General features: G+C 57.9%; 22 protein-coding genes and 1 tRNA gene. 8 read left to right on the top strand and 15 right to left on the bottom strand.

Going from position 1 to position 22,841, the window contains the following annotated elements; all coding sequences use genetic code 11:
• The first annotated feature begins 215 nt into the window (after window positions 1-215).
• The 3 genes from WA928_RS07535 to WA928_RS07545 are packed head-to-tail and all read left to right on the top strand — an operon-like array spanning window position 216 to window position 2,883.
• A complete protein-coding gene (locus tag WA928_RS07535; RefSeq protein ID WP_424301689.1) occupies window positions 216-650 on the top strand; it encodes a DUF5602 domain-containing protein in 435 nt (144 codons plus the stop codon).
• Complete coding sequence (locus WA928_RS07540; RefSeq protein ID WP_424301692.1) at window positions 647-1,171, top strand: plastocyanin/azurin family copper-binding protein; 525 nt, start codon at window positions 647-649, stop codon at window positions 1,169-1,171. Before WA928_RS07535 ends, WA928_RS07540 begins: the two co-directional genes overlap by 4 nt.
• A 53-nt stretch (window positions 1,172-1,224) precedes the next feature.
• Complete coding sequence (locus tag WA928_RS07545) at window positions 1,225-2,883, top strand: glutamate synthase-related protein (RefSeq protein WP_424301695.1); 1,659 nt, start codon at window positions 1,225-1,227, stop codon at window positions 2,881-2,883.
• Between the two features lie 118 nt (window positions 2,884-3,001).
• Here WA928_RS07545 and WA928_RS07550 read toward each other — a convergent pair whose 3' ends face one another.
• From WA928_RS07550 to purB, 3 genes are all read right to left on the bottom strand, one after another.
• Window positions 3,002-3,706 (bottom strand): RNA polymerase sigma factor, encoded by a 705-nt coding sequence (locus tag WA928_RS07550; protein WP_424301698.1) that lies wholly within the window; start codon window positions 3,704-3,706, stop codon window positions 3,002-3,004.
• Between the two features lie 127 nt (window positions 3,707-3,833).
• A tRNA-Lys gene (locus tag WA928_RS07555) sits at window positions 3,834-3,909 on the bottom strand.
• A 121-nt stretch (window positions 3,910-4,030) separates the two neighbouring features.
• Window positions 4,031-5,407 (bottom strand): adenylosuccinate lyase, encoded by a 1,377-nt coding sequence (gene purB / locus WA928_RS07560; protein WP_424301701.1) that lies wholly within the window; start codon window positions 5,405-5,407, stop codon window positions 4,031-4,033.
• A 227-nt stretch (window positions 5,408-5,634) separates the two neighbouring features.
• Between purB and WA928_RS07565 the strand changes: the two genes are divergently transcribed.
• Entirely contained in the window at window positions 5,635-6,255 is a 621-nt protein-coding gene (locus tag WA928_RS07565) for a glutathione S-transferase (RefSeq protein ID WP_424301704.1), read from the top strand.
• Between the two features lie 75 nt (window positions 6,256-6,330).
• On the opposite strand, the gene mnmA is transcribed toward WA928_RS07565, so the two are convergent.
• From mnmA to WA928_RS07595, 6 genes are read right to left on the bottom strand one after another with little or no spacing between them, the layout of a single operon-like run.
• Window positions 6,331-7,461 carry a tRNA 2-thiouridine(34) synthase MnmA gene (gene mnmA, locus WA928_RS07570; protein ID WP_424301707.1) on the bottom strand — a complete coding sequence of 377 codons (1,131 nt, stop codon included), beginning with the start codon at window positions 7,459-7,461 and terminating at the stop codon, window positions 6,331-6,333.
• On the bottom strand, window positions 7,454-8,683 hold the full coding sequence (glcF, locus tag WA928_RS07575; RefSeq protein ID WP_424301710.1) for a glycolate oxidase subunit GlcF: 1,230 nt from the start codon (window positions 8,681-8,683) through the stop codon (window positions 7,454-7,456). Before glcF ends, mnmA begins: the two co-directional genes overlap by 8 nt.
• 9 nt (window positions 8,684-8,692) lie before the next feature.
• Entirely contained in the window at window positions 8,693-9,781 is a 1,089-nt protein-coding gene (gene glcE, locus WA928_RS07580; protein WP_424301713.1) for a glycolate oxidase subunit GlcE, read from the bottom strand.
• Between the two features lie 9 nt (window positions 9,782-9,790).
• The gene (locus WA928_RS07585) at window positions 9,791-11,287 is read right to left on the bottom strand and encodes an FAD-linked oxidase C-terminal domain-containing protein (protein ID WP_417276563.1); all 1,497 of its coding nucleotides are present in this window, start codon (window positions 11,285-11,287) and stop codon (window positions 9,791-9,793) included.
• A 16-nt stretch (window positions 11,288-11,303) separates the two neighbouring features.
• A complete protein-coding gene (locus WA928_RS07590; RefSeq protein ID WP_424301717.1) occupies window positions 11,304-12,722 on the bottom strand; it encodes an FAD-binding oxidoreductase in 1,419 nt (472 codons plus the stop codon).
• Window positions 12,723-12,773: 51 nt separating this feature from the next.
• Window positions 12,774-13,868, bottom strand: coding sequence for a 3-deoxy-7-phosphoheptulonate synthase (locus WA928_RS07595; RefSeq protein ID WP_424301720.1), 1,095 nt, complete (start codon window positions 13,866-13,868; stop codon window positions 12,774-12,776).
• A gap of 315 nt (window positions 13,869-14,183) precedes the next feature.
• Here WA928_RS07595 and ehuB point away from each other — a divergent pair, with 315 nt between their 5' ends.
• The 4 genes from ehuB to ehuA all read left to right on the top strand — a co-directional run bounded on the left by ehuB (window position 14,184) and on the right by ehuA (window position 17,352).
• Window positions 14,184-15,044 (top strand): ectoine/hydroxyectoine ABC transporter substrate-binding protein EhuB, encoded by an 861-nt coding sequence (gene ehuB, locus WA928_RS07600; protein ID WP_424301723.1) that lies wholly within the window; start codon window positions 14,184-14,186, stop codon window positions 15,042-15,044.
• Between the two features lie 11 nt (window positions 15,045-15,055).
• Entirely contained in the window at window positions 15,056-15,727 is a 672-nt protein-coding gene (gene ehuC / locus WA928_RS07605; protein ID WP_424301726.1) for an ectoine/hydroxyectoine ABC transporter permease subunit EhuC, read from the top strand.
• Window positions 15,728-15,803: 76 nt separating this feature from the next.
• Window positions 15,804-16,499 (top strand): ectoine/hydroxyectoine ABC transporter permease subunit EhuD, encoded by a 696-nt coding sequence (gene ehuD / locus WA928_RS07610; RefSeq protein ID WP_424301729.1) that lies wholly within the window; start codon window positions 15,804-15,806, stop codon window positions 16,497-16,499.
• Window positions 16,500-16,539: 40 nt separating this feature from the next.
• Window positions 16,540-17,352, top strand: a complete 813-nt coding sequence (gene ehuA, locus WA928_RS07615) for an ectoine/hydroxyectoine ABC transporter ATP-binding protein EhuA (RefSeq protein WP_424301732.1) — start codon at window positions 16,540-16,542, stop codon at window positions 17,350-17,352.
• Here the strand turns inward: ehuA and thpD are convergent.
• From thpD to nirK, 6 genes are all read right to left on the bottom strand, one after another.
• On the bottom strand, window positions 17,349-18,251 hold the full coding sequence (gene thpD, locus WA928_RS07620; RefSeq protein WP_424301735.1) for an ectoine hydroxylase: 903 nt from the start codon (window positions 18,249-18,251) through the stop codon (window positions 17,349-17,351). The two genes, ehuA and thpD, sit on opposite strands and share 4 nt — an antisense overlap.
• Window positions 18,252-18,325: 74 nt before the next feature.
• Entirely contained in the window at window positions 18,326-18,718 is a 393-nt protein-coding gene (locus WA928_RS07625) for an ectoine synthase (protein WP_424301738.1), read from the bottom strand.
• Window positions 18,715-20,022, bottom strand: a complete 1,308-nt coding sequence (gene ectB, locus WA928_RS07630; RefSeq protein ID WP_424301741.1) for a diaminobutyrate--2-oxoglutarate transaminase — start codon at window positions 20,020-20,022, stop codon at window positions 18,715-18,717. The genes WA928_RS07625 and ectB overlap by 4 nt, the downstream gene beginning before the upstream one ends.
• Before the next feature lie 39 nt (window positions 20,023-20,061).
• A complete protein-coding gene (gene ectA, locus WA928_RS07635; protein WP_424301744.1) occupies window positions 20,062-20,589 on the bottom strand; it encodes a diaminobutyrate acetyltransferase in 528 nt (175 codons plus the stop codon).
• Window positions 20,586-21,122, bottom strand: a complete 537-nt coding sequence (locus WA928_RS07640) for a MarR family winged helix-turn-helix transcriptional regulator (RefSeq protein ID WP_424301747.1) — start codon at window positions 21,120-21,122, stop codon at window positions 20,586-20,588. The genes ectA and WA928_RS07640 overlap by 4 nt, the downstream gene beginning before the upstream one ends.
• A gap of 194 nt (window positions 21,123-21,316) precedes the next feature.
• On the bottom strand, window positions 21,317-22,720 hold the full coding sequence (gene nirK, locus WA928_RS07645; protein ID WP_424301750.1) for a copper-containing nitrite reductase: 1,404 nt from the start codon (window positions 22,718-22,720) through the stop codon (window positions 21,317-21,319).
• Window positions 22,721-22,841 lie beyond the last annotated feature (121 nt).

Consider the following 22,841-nt stretch of genomic DNA (forward strand, 5'->3'; position numbering starts at 1 on the left):
CCCCCTGGCACGGCCAGCCAAATACCCGTTGGACTTTAGCACATGGCCCTTCGCACTTAATGGTGTAGGGCAAGGTGATAAACCGTTCTCCCCGGCCGCCCGGCAACACGCGATTTTGCGCCGCCGGCTTGCAAGGTCTGAAACGGTTTCCAGCCTACCTGCATCCAATGCGGTGAAGAACAGCGATGGACGCTGTCTTATTCCAGGAGAAACTCATGATTCGTTCCATGCTCACCGCAACCGCTACCGCTGCCGCCCTGATGCTGTCCTTGGGCAGCACTTCTGTCATGGCGGCAGAAACCTCGGTTACCAACGCCCCCCCAGCCGCCCCGTACAAGGCGGTCAGCTCGCTGGTGAAACTGCCCGACTTCATCCCCGGTCTGGGCCAGCTGTTCGTCGACCCAGACACCCTGCCCGCTGGCCCCTTCCTGGGCTATGACCACGACGGCAAACTGGTTAGCACCACCTACATGGTGCCGCTGGCCATGATGAAAGCCGACATGCACCTCAACGATCTGAAAGCGCCCGCAGGCACCGTAGACCACGTGGACATAATGTACAACGCGGGCCATCCGGGTGTTGCCGAACCCCACGTGCACATCGTGCTGTGGAACATCCCGGCCGACCAGGAATCCCGCGTTGCCAAATGATGGATTTCGCCCATAACCCCCGGCGCCGGCTATTGTTGTCGGCCGGGGGCGGCCTGCTGTTGTCGGCAGCTCTGGTTCATCGCGCCAGGGCTGCAGATGAGGTCGAGATCGCCATGTCAGGAACATCCAACGGATCAAACGTCTGGTTTCGGCCACGAGGTTTGCTGATACACCCTGGCCAGTCTGTGCGATGGATCAACAAGGATGCTGGCAATGTGCACACCAGTACTGCCTACCACCCTGACAACAAGAAGGTGTTACGGATTCCCAGCCAGGCCAGGTCTTGGGATTCTGACTACCTGATGCCTGGAGAGTCGTTCAGCATCACGCTGGATATCCCCGGGGTCTACGACTACTTCTGCCTGCCGCACGAACACGCGGGCATGGTGGGCCGTATCATCGTGATGGGTGAAAACATCTCTGCCCATCCGTATGCCGATACGGATTCACAGCTTCCGCAGGCGGCAATTGACAGGTTTCCTGCTGCCGCAGACATCCTGCGCCTGACTCAGATCGAGTAAGCCAGCAAGGGCGGGCACTGCCCGCCTTTAAACCATTCAGAGAAGAGGATACGATGAAACCGGTTGTTGCCTTTAACGCACCCATTGCTGTCGATCTGGAAGCAGGCAAGGAATATTATTTCTGCCGATGCGGACGCTCCAAGAATCAACCTTTTTGCGACGGATCCCACCGGGGCACCGGATTTACACCACTGCGTTTTGTGGCTGAAAAACAGGGAGAAGCCTATCTGTGCCGCTGCAAACAGACTCATCACGCGCCCTTTTGTGATGGTTCGCACAAAAAAGTGCCAGCCTCGATGGTAGGCAAAGAGTTCTCACTGGATGAGCCCGCACCTGCCGATAAAATCTCATCGGATACCGCAGCTCTTTCTTCAGGCGCCACGGCAATAGCAACCCAGGCACCCACTGCCGACAAGGCCACACAACAGGCAGAGGGGTCTACCGCGGCATTAGTCGGCCAAGCTCCCGCAGCCGAACCCACGCCAGAAGAACCCACGGTGGCATTTATTCACCAGTTGGCGCGCGAGGGTCTAAGCAAAATGGGCCATCACGGCCCAATCGACGCGATGGGGGTTCCACGCAGCCAGTTACCCGACTGGAACAATATCCAGTTGATGGTGGCCCAGTTGGCAACACAACCCTTGCTGGAAGACATCCCAGTAGAAACCGGGCTGGTGATTGGCCCGCAAGCGCGCCGCCCCCTGCAGCTACAGATTCCGCTGCTGGTCAGCGACATGAGCTTTGGTGCGTTATCAGAAGAAGCAAAGGTGTCATTGGCACGCGGCGCCCAGTTGGCCGGCACAGGCATTTGCTCTGGCGAAGGCGGCATGCTGCCAGAAGAACAATCCGCCAATCAACGCTACCTGTTTGAATATGCCTCGGCCGGCTTTGGTTACCGCGAAGAGCTGCTCTCCAAAGTGCAGGCGTTTCACTTCAAGTGCGGACAAAGTGCCAAAACGGGTACCGGCGGCCACCTGCCCGGCAGTAAAAACATAGGCCGCATCCCCGAGATTCGCCACTTGACTCCCGGCACGGATGCAATTTCTCCGGCCACTTTCACCCAGCTTCACAGCGTGCAGGACTTTGCGCGGTTTGCAGACCACGTGCGCGAAATCACAGGCGGAATCCCCATTGGATTCAAGCTCAGCGCCCAGCATATCGAACAGGACATCACGTTTGCGGTAGAGGCTGGGGCTGATTACATTATTTTAGACGGGCGTGGTGGTGGCACCGGCGCCGCACCACTGTTGTTCAGGGATCACATCTCTGTCCCGACAATCCCCGCTCTGGCGCGTGCCCGCCGCTGCCTGGACACCCTTGGCGCCAGCGGTCGCGTCACACTGATCGTGACAGGCGGCCTGAGAACACACACCGATTTTGTCAAAGCTATGGCATTGGGCGCCGATGGCATCGCCCTAGCCAATTCGGCCATCCAGGCAATTGGTTGTGTAGGTGCCCGGATCTGTCACACCAATCAGTGTCCCAGCGGCATCGCCACGCAAGATCCCGTCTTGCGCAAGCGTCTGGACACACAGGCTGCACCACAGCATCTAGCCACGTTTCTCACCGCCAGTACCGAGCTGATGAAGGTGATGGCCCGCGCCTGTGGGCACCACCAGCTGGCTGAATTCAATAAAAATGATCTCGCCAGCTGGCACAAGGATCTGGCCGAGCTGGCGGGCATTGAATGGTCTGGATACCGGGCGAACTAAGCTGCGCAGACGATGGATAAGATGGTACTGAGAGCCTGGTGACAGCCCCCAAAATGGCTTAACCAGCTTGAGGTGCCGGCTTTGTTATGTGCGAAATAATGGCTCTGAATCAGGCAGGTTAAGACGTAAACACAACACCTGCTGCCCGGAGGCGTTGATGGACGCCTGCCACGATGCGATCGCAACGTTCGCCGGCAAAAGAAAACGCCTGGCCCAGTTGCGCCTCTACCGATGCCTGCAACCCGGATTGCAGCAACTTACGGGCACGCATGTAATGCACCCGTACGGTGGCCTCGGGGATATCCAGCGCTGCCGCCACCTCAGCGGAAGACATTTCTTCGACCCCCCGCAACATGAACACTGCGCGATATTTTTCGGGCAAGGCATCAATTTGCTGCTCGATGGCGCGACGCATCTCGCCACGCCAGGCAGTTTGGTCAGGCTGTTCGGGGCTGGCTATCGGAAAAAGGTCGTCGGACATGGCTTCGCTTATCTGTTCCTCGGTCTCTAACCATTGGATGCGCAGATCGTGCGATTTGTTTCGTCGCAAACGCATCAAGGCTTCGTTGACCACCACGCGGGTGAGCCAGGTGGATGGCCGGGACTCTCCGCGAAAATCGCGCATATGTGTGAAGGCCTTAAGCCAGGCCTCCTGGACAACGTCTTCTGCATCGGCTTCATTGTGCAAAATACTACGAGCCGTACGATATAACTTTTGATTATATTTACGCATCAGCACGTTAAACGCCGAGACGTCTCCGGAGGCAGTTCTGGAAAAAAGCTCGGCGTCTTCAGCCTGCGCAAGATTGATTACAGTATCCATGAGCGCCCCCCTTCGTAAATCTGTTATGACAGTATTCTTACATAGTGCGCAACCATTATAGTGTCTGCACAAAGACCAGACACAAAAAGGCCAGTTCCGAAGAACTGGCCTAAATGCTTGATATCTTTGGTGGGCTGTGACAGGCTCGAACTGTCGACCGACGGATTAAGAGTCCGCTGCTCTACCAACTGAGCTAACAGCCCTTCGCAGGTTTTGCGAAGAACGAAACTATACACCCATTTATGGGCCTTCGCAAAAGCAGAGAGACGTGCAAACACCACATCTCTGCCGGCCGCACACGGCTTTAAACGGCGCCACAGACCATCAGACAGCCCGTGCCAGACTGGCGGCCAGGCCAATGTAGCTGCGCGGCGTCATGGCCAACAGACGCGCCTTGGGCTCTTCGGGAAGATCCAGGCCCGCGATAAAGGTTTGCAGGGCTTCTTGTGTAATGCCCTTGCCACGCGTCAGCGCCTTGAGTTGCTCGTAGGGGTGAGGCAAACCGTAGCGGCGCATCACGGTTTGTACCGGCTCTGCCAGGATCTCCCAGCAAGCGTCGATATCGGCATCAATGGCAGCCGTATTGATCTCAAGCTTGGACAGGCCTCGCAGGCAGGCATCATAGGCAATCATGCTATAGCCCAACGCCACCCCCAGATTACGCAGCACAGTGGAATCGGTGAGATCGCGCTGCCAACGGGAAACAGGCAGTTTTTCGGCCAGATGGCGCAGCATGGCATTGGCCAGGCCCAGATTGCCCTCCGAGTTTTCGAAATCGATGGGATTGACCTTATGCGGCATGGTGGAAGACCCAACCTCGCCGTCTTTCAGACGCTGTCTGAAATAGCCCAGCGCAATGTAACCCCAGATATCACGATTGAGATCCAACAAAATGGTATTGACCCGGGCAATTGCATCAAACAGCGCGGCCATCCAGTCGTGCGGCTCGATCTGGATGGAATATACGTTTTGAGTCAGCCCCAAAGACCCCAGCACCCCAGCCGAGAACTCTGCCCAGTCGATTTCCGGGTAGGCCGACAGATGCGCGTTGTAGTTGCCGGTGGCGCCATTCATTTTTGCCAGTGGCTGCACGACACGCACAGCATCCAGTGCACGATCCAGGCGTGCCACTACATTGGCGAACTCTTTACCCATGGTACTGGGCGTAGCCGGTTGGCCATGCGTACGCGACAACAGAGGCTGATTGGCATGCTGATGGGCCAACTGGCGCAGCCGTGCCACCAGCGTTTCAATGGTGGGCACCAGCACGGTTTCGCGGGCACGCCCCAGCATCAGAGCATGTGAAGTGTTGTTGATGTCTTCGGATGTGCAGGCAAAGTGGATGAACTCGGCGGCACGAGACAGTTCCCCATCATCTGCCACTTGTTCTTTAAGCCAGTACTCCACCGCTTTCACATCGTGATTGGTGGTGCGTTCGATAGCCTTGATGCGAGCAGCATCTGCCTCGGAGAACTGCTGCACCAGTGCATTTAGCCGCGCCTTGGCGTCTGCAGAAAATGCCGGCAGCTCGGGCAGACCCGCATCAGCCAGGCCAATCAGCCAGGCGATCTCGACCTCGACGCGATGGGCCATGAAACCCGCTTCGGATAACAAGGGGCGCAAGGCGTCAACCTTGGCTGCATAACGTCCGTCGAGGGGCGACAGCGCATTGAGTGCGCTGAGAGAAGAGTCTGTCTGCATATCGGGAGTATGTGTAAGAGCCGGCAAGCAAGGGCGTTGAACCTGCCCGGGCGCCGCAATGAGGGAAGTAGCGATTCTACCATTCTGGGGGTCTGTCAAGCGCGTGGGCGGATAAACCACACCTGCACAGGCCCCAAGCTAAAATAGCCCTATCGGGCCCCGGCTGAAACAGGTTCCGCCCACTAGCCCTGATATACTTTTTCTCACTTAGACTTCTATCGCTTGCCATGAGATTGATCGGTTCCCTGACCAGCCCGTACGCCCGTAAAGTTCGGATCGTGCTGGCAGAGAAAAAGCTCGACTACGAACTGGTACTGGACGACCCCTGGGCGGCCAGCCCTCAAGTCGCCCAGCATAATCCACTGGGCAAGGTTCCATGCCTGATTCTCGACGAAAACGATGCGATCTTCGACTCCCGCGTGATTGTCGAATATCTGGATGCCTTGTCACCCGTCGGGCGCCTCATTCCGCCTCCCGGGCGCGAGCGCGTTGAGGTCAAACGCTGGGAAGCCACGGCTGATGGCATCATGGATGCAGCCACCAACATGGTGTCCGAATCCCGCCGTCCAGCTCAGCAGCAAAGTGCGGGCAACATTCAGCGCCAAAAAGACAAAATAATTGCTGCCCTGCGTTTTCTGGACGACCTTCTGGGTGATCAACCTTACTGCACCGGTGTCAACCTGTGCTTGGCCGATATCGCCGTGGGTGCTGCCTTGGGCTATCTGGATTTTCGCAACCCGGATCTCAATTGGCGGCCAAACCACCCCAACCTGACACGTCTGGCCGAAAAACTCGCTTCGCGGCCTTCGTTTTCGTCTACGCGTCCGCCCTCACCCGACGCACATTAAACACTGCTTCAGCACGTTGCCCGGCATGGCCAAGTACCGGCCTGCCTGCCCGGCAGACCAACCACGGCCTTGCGGCTACACAATGATGCCGCCGCCCAGGCACACTTCACCGTCATACAACACAGCCGACTGCCCAGGCGTCACCGCCCACTGGGGTTGCTGGAAATCAAGCTTAAATTTACTGTTGTCCTGGACTCCCAACATGCAAGCCGCATCTGTCTGGCGATAACGTGTTTTGGCGCTAAAAGAGCCGTTTTCCGGTGCTTCGCCCGCAACCCAGCTGGCATCCTGCGCCATCAATGAAGTACTCAGCAAACTGGGGTGGTTATGGCCCTGCACCACCCGCAGCGTGTTGGTTTCAAGCTCCTTTTGTGCAACATACCAGGCATCGGCGGTGCCATCATCGCGCTGCGCGCCATGGATGCCACCGATTCCCAGCCCCTTGCGCTGGCCCAACGTGTAAAAGGCCAGACCCTGGTGCTGGCCAACACGCTGGCCCTCGGGCGTCAGCATGGGGCCAGGCTTGGTGGGCAGATAGCGGTTCAGGAACTCTCTGAACGGGCGCTCACCGATAAAACATATCCCCGTGGAATCCTTTTTGGCTGCATTGGGCAAACCGATTTCGGCCGCAATCCGCCGCACGTCGGTCTTGTGAACCTCGCCCAGGGGAAACACCGTGCGCGCCAGCTGGGTTTGATTCAGTCGATGCAGAAAATAGCTTTGATCCTTGCTGGCATCCACTGCCTTCAATAGCTGGCTGCGAATTCCGTCGGCCGTCTGGACGCGCCGCACCCGGGCGTAATGCCCAGTGGCGATGAAGTCGGCTCCCAAACCCATGGCGTGATCCAGAAATGCCTTGAACTTGATCTCGGCATTACACAAGACATCCGGATTGGGTGTGCGGCCTGCGGAGTATTCGCGCAGAAAATCTGCGAAAACACGGTCTTTGTATTCGGCGGCAAAATTGACGGCCTCGATGTCGACACCCACCACATCGGCCACACTGGCCGCATCCAGCCAGTCTTGCCGGGTGGAACAATACTCACTGTCGTCATCGTCCTCCCAGTTCTTCATGAACAGACCAATCACCTGATACCCCTGCTCCTTGAGCAGCCAGGCCGTCACGGAGGAATCCACCCCACCCGACATACCCACCACAATGCGAGCACCGGGCGCGGGGGCGCCCTGCACCATCCCATCAGCCATGCATGGCCTCATCCACGGTTTCGATCCAGTGACGCACGGGTGTCTCGGTGCCGCTTTGCAAATGACAAATGCAACCAATATTGGAGGAGACGATAGTTTCCGGAAGGGTGGTCTGGATCGCCTGCAACTTACGGTCTCGTAGTGTCTTGGACAGTTTGGGTTGAGTAATGGAGTAGGTGCCCGCCGAGCCGCAACATAGGTGAGGCTCATCGAAGGCCTGCAAGTCGAATCCCAGATCAGACAAGAGGCGCTCGGTAAGCGGCCGCAGGCCCTGCCAGTGTTGCAGGGTGCAAGGCGGATGAAACGCGCTGCGCCCGGGGGTGCGCACCATTTTGGCACGCACCTCGGTGGCCATGGGGGCAAGCACCTCGGCAATATCCTTGACAAAAGGCATGAGCCGCGCAGCACGATCAGCATACGCGGGGTCATGCTTTAAATGATGGGCATAATCCTTGATCATGCCTCCGCAGCCAGAAGCATTGACTACCACCGCCTCTGCCTGGCCAGACTCCAGCAAAGGCAGCCAGGCATCCACATTGGCGCGCATCTGATCGCGTGCCGCCTCTTGGGCATCAAGGTGAAAATTGATGGCTCCGCAGCACCCGGAAGACGCCACAAACTGCGTGCCCACGCCCAGCGCATCCAGCACTCGCTGGGTGGCCGCATCAATGGATGGCAACATGACTGGCTGCACACAATTGCTGAGCATCAGCACCTGGCGTGCATGCCGCTGCGGCTGCGTGGGCAAGGCACCAGCCGGCCGAGTGGCCGAGATCTTGCCTTGCAGGACAGCCGGCAGCGCTGGGCGCACGAAGCGCCCCATGCGATAGAGCGGCCCAAACGCAGGCGACATCATCAGGCGGCGCAGGCTTGTGCGCAAAAGACGCTGGTGCCAGGGGCGCTGCACGCGCTCGCTGACCAACTGGCGCCCGATATCCACCAGCTTGCCGTACTCGACCCCCGACGGACAGGTGGTCTCGCAATTGCGGCAGGTCAGGCAACGATCCAGGTGCTTTTGTGTGACATACGTGGGCTGGACGCCTTCGAGTATCTGTTTGATCTGGTAAATACGCCCACGCGGGCTATCCAGCTCATCACCAAGAATCTGATAGGTAGGACAGGTTGCCAGACAGAAACCACAATGCACACAACGACGCAGGATTTCATCGGCCTCCTGGCCGATATCCGTACCTTGTGCCCACTGGGCAAGTTGGGTTTGCATGGAGAATCCTTAGAATTCGGGAACCAGACGGTGGGCGTTGAACACCCCGGCAGGATCGAATTCTTGTTTGAGGCGTTGATGAATTTGCATTACCCCTGACGCCAGGGGATGAAAAGACGGGATGCCACCAGCGACACTTCCGCGGCGGTACAGGCAGGCAGAGCCGCCCAATGCCTGCACTCGCGAACGCAAGGCGGCAGGATCGGTGTCGGCGGCCAACCAGCGCAGGCCTCCCCCCCACTCGTGCAAGGTAGGGCCCAGATTTAGCGGCACAACTCGTGGAGGCAAACTGAGACGCCACATGGGCTGCTGCGTAAAAAACGGATGAGTCTGATCGCGCAGGCTGAGCCAGAGGGCCTCGGCCTCAGCGTCGGCCAATGGCTCTCCACCAATGGCACCCTGGCCCTCCCGGACGGCTGACTCGTTGCCGGAAAGCCGGACATACAGGCGCGCCGGTTGCCCGGCTGCTGCTGGCAGCCAAGCCGTTGCCGAAACCGGGATCGGTTTGGATCGCCAATTGAGGCACTGCGCCAGGGCATCTGCTTCGGAGAGCTCGAGCACTCGGGTGGCCTCGGATTGCGGGCGTGGCACTACCTTGATGGAGACCTCGACCAATGCCCCCAGAACGCCCAAAGACCCTGCCAGCAAACGCGAGACATCATAACCGGCCACGTTTTTCATGACTTCGCCGCCAAAGCGCAGGACATTGCCATCAGCGTTCAGCAAACGGGCACCCAATACGAAATCGCCCAAGGCCCCAGCGGCCATGCGCCGCGGGCCTGACATCCCCGCGGCGATACAACCGCCCAGGGTACCGGCAGCACCAAATCGTGGGGGTTCGAACGCCAGCATCTGGCCCTTTGAGGCCAGCAGGGATTCGATCTCTGACAGCGGAGTACCCGCCCGAGCGGTAAGAACGAGCTCTGAGGGTTCGTACCCTACCACACCCTGATAGGTGGAAAGATCCAGCCAGGTAGGCGACTCGGGCAGCGGCTCGCCATAAAACAGGCGGGTACCCCCTCCACGGATCATCAGCGTGCGTTTTGCCGCACGGGCGGTGACCACCTGCTCTGTGAGTTCGGACAGCGTAAATTCCATGGCGTCGCTTTAGAAACGGGGAATATCGGGAAACCGCACCTCACCCTGATGGACATGCATCTTGCCGTACTCGGCACAACGCACCAGCGTGGGGATGAGTTTCAGAGGATTGAGCAAGCCGTAGGGATCAAAGGCCCGCTTGAATGCAGAAAACGCGTCGAGCTCTTCGCGCGAAAACTGGGTGCACATCTGGTTGATTTTTTCGAGACCTACCCCGTGCTCGCCCGTAATGGTGCCACCCACCTCGACGCAGAGCTCGAGGATGGCCGCCCCGAATTCTTCGGCGCGTTCGATTTCGCCTGGCTTGTTGGCATCAAACAAAATCAGGGGATGCAGGTTGCCATCGCCAGCATGAAACACGTTGGAACAACGCAAACCAAAGCGCGACTCCATTTGCTCGATGGCACCCAGCACGCGACCCAGATGGCGGCGAGGAATGGTGCCGTCCATGCAGTAGTAGTCGGGCGAGATGCGTCCTGCAGCCGGAAAGGCATTCTTGCGGCCCGCCCAGAATTTGAGGCGCTCGGTTTCGGATGAAGACACCTGCAGCCGGCTGGCGCCGACCTCTTTAAGGAGCGCTTCGACGCGCTCGATTTCTTCGGCGACTTCGTCGGGCGTGCCATCGGACTCGCACAACAAAATTGCCTCAGCGTCGAGATCGTAGCCGGCGTTGACGAAGGGTTCGACCATATGCACGGAGCGCTTGTCCATGAGTTCGAGGCCGGCCGGGATGATGCCATCGGCAATGATGCGCGTCACGCCCTCACCGGCGAGCTCGACACTGGGGAAGCTAGCCATGATGACCCGGGCCAGCTGGGGCCGTGGAATCAGCTTGACGGTGACCTCGGTGACCAGGCCCAACATACCCTCTGAACCAACAAACGCCTGCAGAAGGTTGAGGCCGGGTGCATCGGGGGCTTCGCCGCCGAGCTCGATGACCTCGCCTTCGATGGTGACTACACGCACCCGAATCACATTGTGGACGGTCAGCCCGTATTTAAGGCAATGCACCCCACCCGAGTTTTCGGCCACGTTACCGCCAATCGAGCAGGCAATCTGACTGGAGGGATCGGGTGCGTAATACAGGCCGTGCGGTGCGGCGGCCTCGGAGATGGCCAGATTGCGCACTCCTGGGCCGACCACGGCCGTACAGGTGGCGGGATCGAGCCGCACAATGCGATTGAGCTTGGCCAGACCAATCACCACGCCTTGGGGATGCGGGGTAGCGCCGCCAGACAGGCCGGTGCCCGAGCCACGCGGCACCACGGGCATGTTGTGCTGCTGGCAGGCCTTCAGAATGGCGATGACTTGGGCTTCGTTTTCGGGCAGCAACACCACGGGCGGCTGCTCGCGATACAAGGACAGGCCATCACACTCGTACACCTTGGTTTGGTCGGATCGGGTGAGAATGCAATGGGCCGGGATCTCTGCGGCAATCTGAGCCAGGAAGCCCGGAAAATCAGGCACGATGGCCTTGGACTGCGATGCCGGAGTGACAACATCCATATATTATCCTTTGGAATCAGACGCGTGAAGGCGGCGGCAGCATCTTGCCCGGGTTGAGCACATTGCGCGGATCCAGTGCCTGCTTAAGCGCACGCATGACATCCAGGGCGTCTTCGCCGTGCTCGGCCTGCATGAACTCTTGCTTATGCAAGCCAATGCCGTGCTCTCCGGTGCAAGTACCTTGCATGGCGATGGCCCGCTGTACCAAGCGGTGGTTCAGGGTTTCGGATTCTTCCCACTCGGCCGGGTTTTCGGGATCCAGCAGCATCAGCACGTGGAAATTGCCATCACCGACATGGCCGACAATGGTGTACGGAAAAGAGGCCTGATCGAGATCTTTGGCGGTTTCACCGACACACTCGGCCAAGCGGGAGATGGGCACGCAGACATCCGTGGTGCTGGAGCGGCATCCAGGGCGCAGCTGCAAGCCGGCAAAATAGGCATGATGACGTGCCGTCCAGAGGCGGCTGCGGTCTTCGGGGCGCTCGGCCCAGCTGAAATCCTGCCCACCGTGATCGTGCGTGATTTGCTGGACAGCCTCGGCGTGCTCGCGAACCCCGGTGGCACTGCCGTGGAACTCAAACAACAACAGCGGGGACTCGCGCAGATTGAGATGGCTATATTGGTTGGTGGCCCGCACGGCACCCGTATCCATGAATTCGACTCGAGCCACCGGCACACCCATCTGAATGATTTCGATGACACTGTTGACTGCAGAATCAAGGTCAGGGAAATTGCAGACGGCCGCAGAGATGGCCTCGGGCTGGGGATACAGGCGCACAGTGACTTCGGCAATGATGCCCAGCGTACCTTCGCTGCCCACAAACAGGCGGGTGAGATCATAGCCGGATGAGGACTTCCGGGCGCGATTGGCCGTTTCGATGACGCGGCCATCGGCCAGCACCACCTTGAGCGTCATGACGTTTTCGCGCATCGTGCCATAACGCACCGCATTGGTGCCCGAGGCACGCGTGGCAGACATCCCGCCCAGGCTGGCATCGGCGCCAGGATCAATGGGAAAAAACAGGCCCGTGTCTTTCAGGGCCTCATTGAGCTGCTTGCGGGTAACGCCGGCTTGCACCGTGGCGGTGAAGTCTTCGGCATGGATGGCCAGAACCTGGTTCATCCCAGAAAGATCAAGGCTGACACCACCCTGCACTGCCAGCACATGGCCTTCGAGGGAAGACCCGACACCGTAGGGAATCAGGGCGACACCATGTTGATGGCAATGGCGGGCCACCCACTGGATGTCCTCGATCGACTGGGCGAACACCACCACATCGGGCAGCATGGGGGGGTAAGGAGACTCGTCGCGACCGTGATGTTCGCGGATTGCCTGGGCCACCGAGCAACGATCAGCAAAATGATCCTGCAGGGCAGCCACAAAGCCTTCGGGCAGCGGGCGCGACTGCTGGGCGAAATGTAAGGTATCCATCTTCATCCTGAGAGGGCCTGCCGGACAGGCCCGGTGTGCGGCGATAAATAATCAGGCGGCACTACCCACGGACTGCGAACGGGTGCCTGCCACTTGTTGGCGACGTTTTTGTACTGCCGCCGCCAATCTCTCGAGCAACACCACGGAGGTATCCCAATCGACACAGCCATCTGTAATGCTTTGACCATATACCAGCGGACGGCCGGCAACCAGATCCTGGCGGCCACCCACGAGGTGACTTTCGATCATAACGCCAAACAGCCGGCTATCGCCTGATTCAATCTGCTGACTAAGGTCTTCGATGACTTCTGGTTGACGGGTGTAATCCTTGTGGCTATTGGCATGGCTGGCATCCACCATCACACGCTGGCGCATGCCGGCTTTCTCGAGTGCTTCGGATGCTGCCTGGACGAACTCGGCCTGGTAGTTGGGTGATTTTCCGCCACGCAGAATGACGTGACAGTCGTCATTGCCCCGGGTAGCCACGATGGCCGAATGCCCGCCCTTGGTGACTGACAGAAAATAATGCGAATGCGCTGCCGCCTTGAGGGCGTCGATGGCAATCCGGGTATCGCCGGTTGTGCCGTTTTTAAAACCCACCGGGCAGGACAGGCCGGAGGCAAGCTCCCGGTGCACCTGGCTTTCGGTGGTGCGTGCGCCAATGGCTCCCCAGGAAACCAGATCGGCGATGTACTGTGGCGTGATCATATCGAGGAACTCGCACCCTGCCGGCAAATCCAGTGCATTGACATCGATCAGAAGCTCACGAGCCGTGCGCAGACCCTGATTGATATCAAAACTGCCATCCAAGCCTGGGTCGTTGATCAAGCCTTTCCAGCCCACCGTGGTACGCGGTTTCTCGAAGTACACACGCATGATGATTTCGAGATCCGCTGCAAAACGGGTGCGTTGCTTGGCCAAACGTTGGGCATAATCCAGAGCTGCCTCAGGATTGTGGATGGAGCACGGCCCAATGATCACTACCAGGCGGTCGTCCTGACCATTCAGGATATCGTGCACGGCATGCCGTGACTCGTGAACAGTGCGGGAAATCTCGGGCGAACAGGGAAACTCACGCATAACATGCGCCGGGGGCGCGAGTTCGCGGATTTCACGGATGCGGATATCATCGGTATTGTGTGACACAGTCTTGCTCCAATCGGAATTCCGGTGCCCAGGCCAGCAACAAAAAAGCCGCCTGGCGGTGCCGGCGGCTTTTGGGGAATTTTTTGACTACCTTAACGTACAGCGATTCCCTTCCTCCACCAGCGGCTTTGGAAACGTAAAAAAATAAAAGAAATATAGGGTCGCGTGCATTAGCTAATCCTAGCACAGCAAAAACGGGACAGCAAGCGCCAGGCAATTCTTATATAAGAATTGATTCGTACTCTAATCATTCTATAATGCATCGTTCGTATAACAATGGTTTGATGTGTAGACATTAAGCACCAGGAGACCCATATGAAAACGACACTGAAAACCTGCCTGATGGCCATTACCACCGCCAGTGTGCTGGGTTTGGGGGCCGCCTCGCAGGCTGCAGATCTGGCTGCCATCCAGAAGTCCGACACGATCCGCATTGCGGTTGCCAATGAGATCCCTTACGGGTACATGGATCTTAACGGCCAGGCCAAGGGCGTAGGCCCCGATGTGGCCACCCACATCGCCCACGCCCTGGGCATCAAGAACATCGAATGGACCACCACCAGTTTTGGCTCACTGATCCCTGGTCTGCAGGCCAACCGTTACGATATGGTGGCTGCCGAAATGGCCATCCTGCCCCAACGCTGCGAACAAGTTCTGTTCTCCGAGCCAGACAGCTCGTATGGCGAGGGGCTGCTGGTCGCCAAGGGCAACCCCAAGAACCTGCATGATTACGCCAGCTTCAAGGATTCCGGCAACAAGATCGCCATCATGGCAGGTGCTGATCAGCTAGAAATGCTGCAGGCGCTCAAGGTGCCAGCCGACCAGATCGTCACAATCTCCAGCAACGCGGATGCGATTTCCACGGTATCCACGGGTCGCGCTGATGGTTATGCAGCCACCAGCCTGACGGTCAGCCAATTGGCACTCAAAGGAAAAGAGAAGGTCGAGGCAGCCGCAGACTTCAAGGACCCAGTGGTGGATGGCGCGCCCGTGCGCAGCTGGGGCGGCTTTACCTTTGCCAAGGATTCCACGGCATTGCGTGACGCAGTGAACGCCGAACTCGCAAAGTTCAAGAAAACTGATGGCTGGAAAAAAATCATGGCCGAGTATGGTTTCTCAGCTGAAGACGCCTCCCAGTCCTTCGAGCGCTCCACCGCCCAGTTGTGTAAGGGCTAAGACCTTTACTCATGGAATGGACTGCTTATCTGCAGCCCCTTCTGGTTGGGGCCAGGGTCACGGTCGAGCTGACCGTGTACTCGACCATCCTGGGGGCTGTGTTTTCGTTTCTGTTTGGCGTTGGACGGCTTTCGCACAACATCGTCTTTCGTTGGCTGTCCATCGCCATGATCGAGGTGTTTCGCGGCACCTCGCTGCTGGTGCAACTGTTCTGGCTGTTTTTTGCTCTGCCGGTGCTGGGTCAGTCTCTGGGTATTGATTTGCGTCTGCCCGCAGTGGCGGCAGGAACCCTGGCACTCAGCCTGAACATCGGTGCCTATGGTGCAGAGGTGGTGCGCGGCGCCATCCAGGCGGTGCCCAATAACCAGTACGAAGCCGCCAAGGCACTGGACTTCACCCCACGACAAACCCTGTGGCGTATTGCCCTGCCTCAGGCCGTCCCTGAAATGCTGCCCAGCTTCAGCAACCTGGCGGTTCAGAACCTGAAAGACACTGCCCTGGTGTCGCTGATCGGATTGGGCGACATGGCTTTTCAGGCCGAGCGCATCCGCAACTTGACCCAGGACAGCGTCTCCATCTATACCCTGCTACTCCTGATGTATTTCGGCATGGCATTGGTTCTGGCCGGCCTGATGCGGGTTCTGGAGATCCGCGTGGGCCGCTGGCGCCAAAAAAGAATCTAGCACCCACACATCTTTCATCATGGGGTGAAGCCGGCGCCAATCAGCCATCCATCCCAGTTGCACACAGGAACTCGGCATGCTATTTGGCATCGAATGGAACACCGCAAATGACTGGGTTTTTGCCTGGTCGATCTTGCCTATTCTGCTGCACGGCATGCTGGTGACCATCGAAGCCACCTTGCTGGGATTTGTGGTGGGTGCGCTGCTTGGCCTGGTGCTGGCCGGCCTCAAGGGAGCACGCCTGCGGATCATCTCGTGGCCCGCCCGGCTGCTGACCGAATTTCTGCGCGACACCCCGCTACTGGTACAGCTGTTTTTTCTGTACTACGTACTCCCCGAATATGGCCTGGTACTGCCGGCGTTTTTAACCGGTGCACTGGCTCTGGGCGTGCAATACAGCGCATATATGTCAGAGGTCTACCGCGCAGGGCTCGAATCCATCACCCATGGCCAAACCGAGGCGGCCCGCGCGCTGGATATCTCGCCCATCCGAACCTTTGGCGTCATTATTCTGCCCCAGGCAATTCCCCGCATCATCCCTGCGCTAGGCAATTACCTGGTGTCCATCATGAAAGACGTCCCGGTCCTTTCAGTGGTTTCCATCCTCGAGATGCTGAACGTCGCCCGCATTATTGGCGATCGCAGCTTCAATTACATGGTGCCCCTTACCATGGTGGGCATTCTTTATCTGATCCTCACGCTGATCGCCTCGGCCGGAGTGCGGTACCTGGATGAGCATTTGCCCAAGCGCGGTATTCCGCTGCGCGGCTAGGTCTCGCCAGTTTCAACGCCTCAACGGAGCACGCTCAAACATGAACACAACGACGCAAGCCCCTTTGCAAGAACCCATCATTGTTATGGATAAGGTCGTCAAGCGCTTTGGCGAAGCCACGGTATTGAATCAGCTTGATTTTGAAGTGGCCAAAGGAGAGAAAGTCACCATCATCGGGCCTTCCGGATCAGGCAAATCCACTGTATTGCGGATTCTGATGACACTGGAAACCATCGATGATGGCCTGATTTACGTTGCCGGAAAGCCTCTGTGGCATGAATACCGGGATGACAAGATCGTGCCCGCCAGCCAGGCGCACCTTCGGGTGATGCGCAAGGAGATGGGCATGGTGTTTCAGCAATTCAACCTGTTTCCGCACATGACAGTGCTACGCAATATCACCGAATCCCCCATCCACGTCCTGGGGCTGTCGCGCGAAAAGGCACGCAAGCGTGCTTACGAGTATCTGGATCTAGTGGGCATGACAGAGCACGCCGAAAAATTTCCCAGTCAGCTCTCGGGCGGCCAGCAACAGCGTGTGGCCATTGCCCGGGCACTGGCCACACGCCCCAACATCATGCTGTTCGATGAACCCACTTCAGCACTGGATCCGGAACTGGTGGGCGAAGTACTGACCGTCATTCAACGGCTCTCTGAAGAGCACGACCTGACCATGCTGCTGGTGACACACGAAATGGAGTTTGCCCGCCAGATCTCTGACCGGGTGTGCTTCTTTGACAAAGGTGTTGTGGTCGAGCAAGGCACACCCGAAGAGATCTTTACCGCTCCTCAAGAGGAGCGGACCCGCGACTTCCTGAGAACATTCATGGAAGCACGCCAGGGCGGCAATTAGGCGGCCACTGCCAGGGCCGAAAGTGCCTTGATGTCTTTCCGGGCCGCAATGTGCTCGGGCCGGGGTGCCATGCCATGAAATGGCGCCACCAGCTGATTTTCAACGCTGTTATAGACCATAAATATATTGCTGCGCGCCCAAGGCGACAAATTGCCCCCCGAGCTGTGCAGCGTATTGCAGTCGAAGAACACCACAGACCCAGCCGGCGCAGTCACTGCCTGCAGACCGCCCTGCTCTGCCAGCATACGCAGGCTCAGGGGATCCGGCACACCGATATCCTGACGTCGCAGCGATGTTTTGTAATTTTCTTCTGGGGTTTCACCCACGCACGCCACAAACTGCCGGTGCGATCCCGGTATCAACGTGAGCGGCCCATTAAATGGCGTGTTGTCGGTAAGTAAAACAGAGCAGCTCAGCGCCCGCATCGCAGGCATGCCGTCTTCAACGTGCCAGGTTTCAAAATCCGAGTGCCAATAAAACTCTTTGCCATCCAGTGCCGGCTTCATATTGACGCGTGATTGATGGATATAGACCTCGGAGCCCAGGATCTGACGCGCCACCTCCAGAAAGCGGGGGTCTCGAGGCAGATCTGCCAGACGCCGGCCCAGCTGATGCACACGAAAAATCGAACGCAGGGCCGTACCGCCTGGCTCACGGATGACTTCTTTGCCCTCCTGCACCGCAGGGTTGTTTTCCAGGCTAGTGGCTTCCTCACGCAAGGCGTTCACCTCTTGTGCCGTCAGCACTTCAGGCAAGACCAAAAAGCCATTTTGTTCATAAGACTGCAACTGCTCGGGAGTAAGCGCATGCGCATACTGGCCTTCTTCGTAAACCACCGGATCGCAGCGTGCAATCAGCGCAGCGGCACGCCCGACACGCGAAACATAACTATCTCTCATGATGAATTCTCCTGCTCAAAAGCCGACGGCCCGCCATCAATGCGGGCCGTTGGGCGACCTGCTTTGCACAACAACTAGGCGGTGGTTTCGAGGGGATACACACCGGAGGCGTCATGGACTTCTCGCCCGGTTAGTGGCGGATTAAACACGCAGATCACGCGCAAGGGCTTTTCGCCCCCACGCAACCAATGATCGTCATGCTGATCCAGCGCGTACACGACACCCGGGCCGAGGGCATATTTCTTACCATCGGCGATGGTTTCGATTTCGCCATCGCCCTCGACACACCAAACGGCTTCCAGGTGATTCTGGTAGTGGATGTGTGTCTCCGTTCCTGGAAAGATAATGGTTTCGTGGAAGGAAAACCCCATCTTGTCGTCCGCCAGCAAGACCCGGCGGCTGGTCCAGTTATCGGTGATGATTTCCTGCTCTGTTCCGATAACATCATTGACGTTACGGACAATCATGCGTTACCTCCTGCCACTTTCAGCACTCGTGGCTGTTTGCCCATCGAGGACAGCACATCATTGGCGCAACGTTCAATCACTTCAAGCCCCTGCTCCAGTTGCTCATAGGGGATGGTCAAGGCCGGCAATACTTTCAGAACCTCATCATGAGCACCAGAGGTTTCGATCACCACGCCTTCTTCAAAAGCGCGGTGCGCAATCTTGTTGGCGATATCGTCGCCCACAGGCGTCACCAGGCCCTGGATCAGGCCACGGCCACGCACCGACAGACCGGCACCACGGCAGCTGTGAACCAGATTTTCCAGCCAGTCGCGCACCAGGCGCTCTTTGGCTGCAACCCCATCAGACAATGTTTTATCCGACCAGTAGGTTTCCATCGCCTGTGCGGCCGTCACAAATGCCAGGTTGTTGCCGCGGAACGTGCCGCTATGGGCCCCAGGCTGCCAGATATCCAGCTCGGGTTTGAACAGCACCAGCGACATCGGCAGACCAAACCCGGACAAGGATTTCGACAAGGTGACAATATCGGGTGATATGCCCGCAGCCTCAAAACTGAAGAAGCTGCCGGTGCGCCCGCAGCCCACCTGGATGTCATCGACAATCAACAGCATGTCATGCCGGCGGCAGAGGCGCTCCAGCTCGCGCAGCCAATGTTGCGAAGCCACATTGACGCCACCTTCGCCCTGCACTGTCTCGACAATGACTGCTGCGGGGTGATCCAGACCACTGCTGGGGTCATCGAGCATACGCTCGAGGTAGGCCATGGTGTTGACATCCGGCCCGAAGTAGCCATCAAACGGCATGAAACTGGTGTTGCCCAGGGCCACGCCCGCCGCCTTACGAAACTTCTGGTTGGCCGTAGCCGCCAGAGAGCCTCCCGACACCCCATGAAACCCGTGCGTAAACGAAATGACGTTTTGCCGGCCCTTGACCTGACGGGCAAGCTTGAGTGCCGCCTCGACCGCATTGGTGCCAGTGGGCCCCGTAAACTGCAGGGTGTACTCCAGACCGCGAGGCTTGAGAATCAGCCGATCCATGGTCTGTAAAAAATACTTTTTGGCGCTGGTAGCCATATCCAGCCCGTGCACCACACCATCAGAACCCAGATAATCCACCATGCGCTCGCGCAAGGCCGGATTGTTATGGCCGTAATTGAGGGTACCTGCACCACTGAAAAAATCGATATAGCACTTGCCAGCCTCGTCGATAAGCTCTGAACCCCGCGCCTTTGAAAAAATGACCGGAAACGACCGAATGTAGCCTCTGACTTCCGACTCCATCCGGTCAAAAATTTTTAAATCCATACTACCCTCCTTGTTGACGTTCGAATAGACGACAGCAACTCAACGCACTGCCGACAAGGAAAAGGGACCAATACGCAACAGAGGTTCAGCCTCATGCGCGTCAGCACCAAAAAGATCAACCCCAAACAACTCGTGCTCTTTAATCGGGGCCTGCAATCGCCTGGCCAGACGGGAGAACAGACGCCGCGACGCCTGATTGCCCGGACTGACAGTGGTTTCTACCCAACGTACGGCGCCAAGGCCAGGGCGCTCCAGCAAGCCAAGCAGCATCTTCGACCCCAGACCCCGACCTCGGGCCCGCGGGTGCACCGCCACTTGCCATATAAAGAGCACATCACTGCGCCTTGGTGGGATATAGCCGGACACCATCCCCAACAGGCCGTCTTCATCCTGGGCAACGATGCAGGTATCGGAAAAATGCTCTGCCAGCAATAAATACAGATAAACAGAGTTGAGATCCAGCGGTGGGCACTGTGCCACCAACTGATGCATCGCTAGCCCGTCGGGCCTGCCGGGAAGACGCAGCCGGAAAGCGGCATCCCCCGGCGAAAGAGTGTCTGTACTCAAACCACCAACCCAGACTCGGGAGCCACTCCCGTCACTGGGACATCCAGCATGGGCGATTGTGCTTCTGAGGCCGGGATCAGATCGGTACCAGCTTCAATTAGATCCACCACCCGCTCAAGCGAGAGCGTAATGGTGGCCTGTTCGAGTTCCGGCAGCGCGTTAAGGGACTCTGCCAGCTTTTGCTGCAAAGGTGAAGGAGTATCGTGGGCCAGCTGCCGACCAGCATCTGTAGCACTGACAAAGACAATGCGACGGTCGGCACGGCCGCGCTCGCGGACGATCAGACCTTTGTCTTCGAGGCGATCCAGAATACCTACCACCGTACTGGCACTGACGTGAACCTCGCGGCTGATGGCTGTAGCAGTTAGCGGACCTTTGTCGAGAACAGTGCGCAAGCACACCAGTTGCGGGCCTGTGATGTGATTACAAGCAGACAATTGCCGGGAATGCAGGGCCACTGCCCGAGTAATGCGACGTAAGGCTCTCAAGATGCGCAAGTCATATGCTTGCTGCGCACCCGCTTCGGTATTCATGGCGAGTTCCACTCCTTCTAAATAATTTCGACTGAAATCATAAGTCTATTAATCATCAGAGTCAAGAATGATTGCACCTTCTTACCCCTGTGCATGGCCATAAAAAAACACCCGGAAGCGCGTGTTGATGCGGCTTTCGGGTGCTTTGGATGCAAACGGGCTGTCAGGCAGGCTTCCTGCCCAACAGACCAGGACTAGTGCCCCGAGTTGGGGTCAATCGCCTCGTCGCTATGAAAGATCGTATGGTCTTCCTTGCCTTTGACAGTAAGAAAGCCTCCCACGCCTTTTTCAGCACGAGACAGGGCATGATCCACCAGCAGATAACGGCCGGGATAGTCGGTTTTAAACTCGACCATGGTGGCGCCACCGGGTGGCACCATGGTGGTTTGCACGTCGGTCAGGGGCTTGCTGGTGAGAGAAGCCTGGTCGTATACCTTGTCGAACACCTCACCAATGACGTGGAAGCTCGAGATCAGGTTGGGACCACCCACACCAAAGAAGATACGCACGGTGTCGCCCACTTTGGATTCCATGTGGTATACCTTGGTCAGGGCATCCATCGAGCCGTTGAACATCACGTGCTCGGGATTCTCGGCCAGCAGCTTCTCGAGAGAGAACTCTTGCAGGCCACTGGCACCGTGCGACCGGGCCGTGTAGAGCTCGCCCTGCATCACATAAAACTCGTGATCCACTTTGGGCAGCCCTCCCTCGGGTTCGACCAGAATCATGCCGTACATGCCATTGGTGATGTGCTGGGCCACCATCGGAGTGGCGCAGTGATACACGAACAGCCCCACATGATTGGCTTTAAACGAAAACGACTTGGTTTGCCCCGGAGCCACCTGAGTGACAGCCGCCCCGCCGCCAGGACCCGTGACCGCATGCAAATCGATAGAGTGGATATGCGTGCTGTCTTTGGCATTGGTGATGTTCAGGGTCACCGTGTCACCCACCCGCACACGGACAAACGGCCCAGGCACCTTGTTGTTAAACGTCCAGAAACGATAGGTGCTGTTGTCGCCCAGGCGGCCTTCAATCTCGGTCGTCAGGAGATCAACCGTTACTTTCTTGGGCCCACGCTTGCCCACTGGCGTACCCACCTGGGTGGGGTCGTGTGCAATCTGTGGCGCCTTGGGTGTGGTGTCTTCGGCAACGTCACCCACAATCACCTTGCCCACCATCCCGGCCGCCTTGTGGCCAGGCAGCGTGCAGTAGTACTCGAAGGTACCATTTTTGGACGCACGAAACACAATGGCCGTGGCGGCACCTTTGCCGGAAATATGGTCTGACTGCGCCTTGAAATCCGGCACTGCTATATCGTGGGTAGCACCATCGTCATTGATCAGATTGATCTGCACCACTGCACCTTCAGGCACCCGAAGATCAGGGTTGATCTGATCGGCGAGCTCTCCCTTGTCACCAACAAATACCAGCTTGCCATCCGCAATGGCAGTTCGTAATGTAAAGGTAACATCCGGTTTATAGGTGACGTCCTGGCTACCGTGGCCGGCTGGGCCGTCATCGGCCCAGGCCGGGCCAAAGCCAAGCCCGATTGCCGCCAGTAAAAGGCCGCCAAAAAGGTGTCGGATCACTGACATGTTTCCCCCGTGATGAAATAAAGTGAATGCCTTTACCCCTAAAAAATAGAGGCTTCAAGCAATAGCGCTACTTTACAGTGAATTGTCAGGTGATATACCGGGGATTCACCAGCGACATCGA

The organism is Castellaniella sp., assembly GCF_049651205.1.
GTDB lineage: Bacteria > Pseudomonadota > Gammaproteobacteria > Burkholderiales > Burkholderiaceae_B > Castellaniella.